We start from the raw sequence: 2,148 nt of genomic DNA on the forward strand, positions 1-2,148 counted from the left end.
CGCCGCGCCAGCGCCGTCCGCGGCCGCCGCGCCGGCGGGCGGATCCTCGGCCAGAGGCTCCTCTACCGCCGCTGCCGGTGCCTCCGCGGTGGGCGCCGCGGCGGCAGGCTGCACCAGCATGGACTCCGTCAGCTCGATCGGTTCCGGACCCTGCGCGGGCCTGGGCGCCGGCGTGCCGCCCGGCTGCTCGTCCTCGTTCAGGATGCGGCGGATGGAGGCCAGGATGTCGTCCATCGCCGGATCAGGCCCGGCGGATTTCGGGGTTTCGGGCGTGCCGCTCATGGCTCAGCGGCTCCGCGATGCGGCGGCTTCGCTGTAGTCGCCCCAGCCGACCCAGCGGTTGCGGACCTCACGATAGTAGGCCTCCATGTCGTAAAGCTGGACCGGCAGGTTCAGGTCGCGCGCGGTCAGGCGACCGACCGCCGCCGCCAGGCTGTGCGAGGCGGAGATCACGTTTGCCAGCGCACGCACCAGGCTGACGCGGGCATTCAGCAGCTCCTGTTCGGCGTTCAGCACGTCGAGCGTGGTACGGCTGCCGACGATGGCCTCGCGCTGCACGCCGTCCAGCGCGATCTCGGCGGCGCGGATCTGGGCGCGGACGCTCTCCACCGTGGCGCGGTTCGCCATCAGCGTCTCGAAGGCGGCGCTGGCCTGCTGCATCGCCGTGCGCCGCTGCTCCTCCACCACCTGGCGGGACTGCTGGGCCTGCTGGCGCGCCTGGCGCACCAGCGAATGCTCGCGGCCGCCCTGGAACAGCGGCACGGTCACGTTGGCGGTGACGGCGGAGCCGTTGGTGCGGGTATCCGGGATGGTCGTGTTGTCGTTGCGGAACAGCGAGCCGGTGACGCCGACCTGCGGCATCAGGTTGGAGAACTGCACGTCGATGAAGTCGCGCGCGGCAGCCTCGTCGAACAGCGCGGCGACCACGTTCGGGTTGTTCTGCGAGGCGATCGCGCCGGCCTCCTGCGCGTTGAGCGCCGGGGGGCGCAGCGGCTGCGGCGGCGTCAGGCGCAGCGGCGGCTGGCCGACGATGCGCGTGAAGGTGGCGCGCGAGGTCTGCAGCCGCCCCTCGGACTCGGCACGCGAGGCGATGGCGCCGGCCAGGCGGCTTTCGGCCTGCGCCACGTCGGTGCGCGTGATCTCGCCCACCCGGAAGCGCTCGTTGGTGGCCTGCAGCTGGCGGGTCAGCACCTGGACGTTGTTGGTGTTGAGCCGCACCTCCTCCTGGTCGCGGATCACCGCGACATAGGCGTTCACCGTGTCCAGCATCACCTGCTGCTCGGTCGCGAACAGGCGGGCGCGCTGCGCCAGCACCTGGTTCTCCGCCCGCCGGGTCGAGGAGGTCGTCCGCCCGCCCTGGTAGATCGGCTGGGTGACGGAGCCCTGCATCGCCGCCGGGTTGCGCGCCCGCCAGGGGGCGCTGATGTTGTCGCCCGAGTTGGTCGAGCTGACGGTCTGCCCGGCGGAGCCGGTGATCTGCACCGTCGGCCGCCAGCCGGCCAGCGCCTGCGGCACGTTCTCGTCCACCGCGCGGAGGTTGGCGCGGGCGGCCTGCAGCGTAGGGTTGTTCGAATAGGCGAGCGCCAGCGCCTCCTGCAGGCTCTGGCCCGCGGCGGGGCGCACCTCCACCACCGCGGCGGAGGCCATCAGCAGGGCAGCGAGGGCGAAACGCGACGACGTCATCCGATATCTCTCCCCGGATGCGACGATCCTACAGCAGGAATGGATCGGCCAGAAGGCCGATCCGGCGAGAGCGCAATAGTAACCGCTTGAATCTACTGCTGCCCGCCTGTCTCTCCGGCGGAGCGGCGCGGCGCGGCTAGAACACGAAGCCCGGCTGCCGCCGGAAGGCGGGCAGCGGCAGGGTGGCGCAGTCGAAGGCATCGGCCAGGCTGAAGCTGCCGCTCACCCGCCGCCCGAGCACCGCGCGGGAAGAGACGCCGCGCGCCGCCCCGGCCAGCACGGCGACCAGCCGCCCGCCCTCGGCAAGTTGCCCGGCGATGACCTCCGGGATCTCCGGTACCTCGCCCTCGATCAGGATCCCGTCATAGGGCGCGCCGGCCGGATGCCCGGCAGCAAGCGCCCCGGTGACGACCCGCACCGCCTCCGGCCCCGCGAGGCCGGCCAGGGCCCGGCGCGCCTCCGCGG

At 73.0% G+C, this 2,148-nt stretch carries 2 protein-coding genes and 1 pseudogene; all 3 read right to left on the reverse strand.

Annotation, left to right across the window (positions count from 1 at the left end; translation table 11 throughout):
* Positions 1–282 (reverse strand): annotated as a pseudogene (locus OZN99_RS30255) (hypothetical protein); the annotation flags it as partial.
* Between the two features lie 3 nt (positions 283–285).
* Positions 286–1,683 (reverse strand): TolC family outer membrane protein, encoded by a 1,398-nt coding sequence (locus OZN99_RS30260; protein ID WP_270938922.1) that lies wholly within the window; start codon positions 1,681–1,683, stop codon positions 286–288.
* 136 nt (positions 1,684–1,819) lie between these two features.
* A partial coding sequence (locus tag OZN99_RS30265; RefSeq protein ID WP_408611983.1) for a protein-L-isoaspartate O-methyltransferase family protein occupies positions 1,820–2,148 on the reverse strand: 329 nt, incomplete at its 5' end.

The sequence above is a fragment of the Falsiroseomonas oryzae genome (assembly GCF_027856955.1).
Lineage (GTDB): Bacteria > Pseudomonadota > Alphaproteobacteria > Acetobacterales > Acetobacteraceae > Falsiroseomonas > Falsiroseomonas oryzae.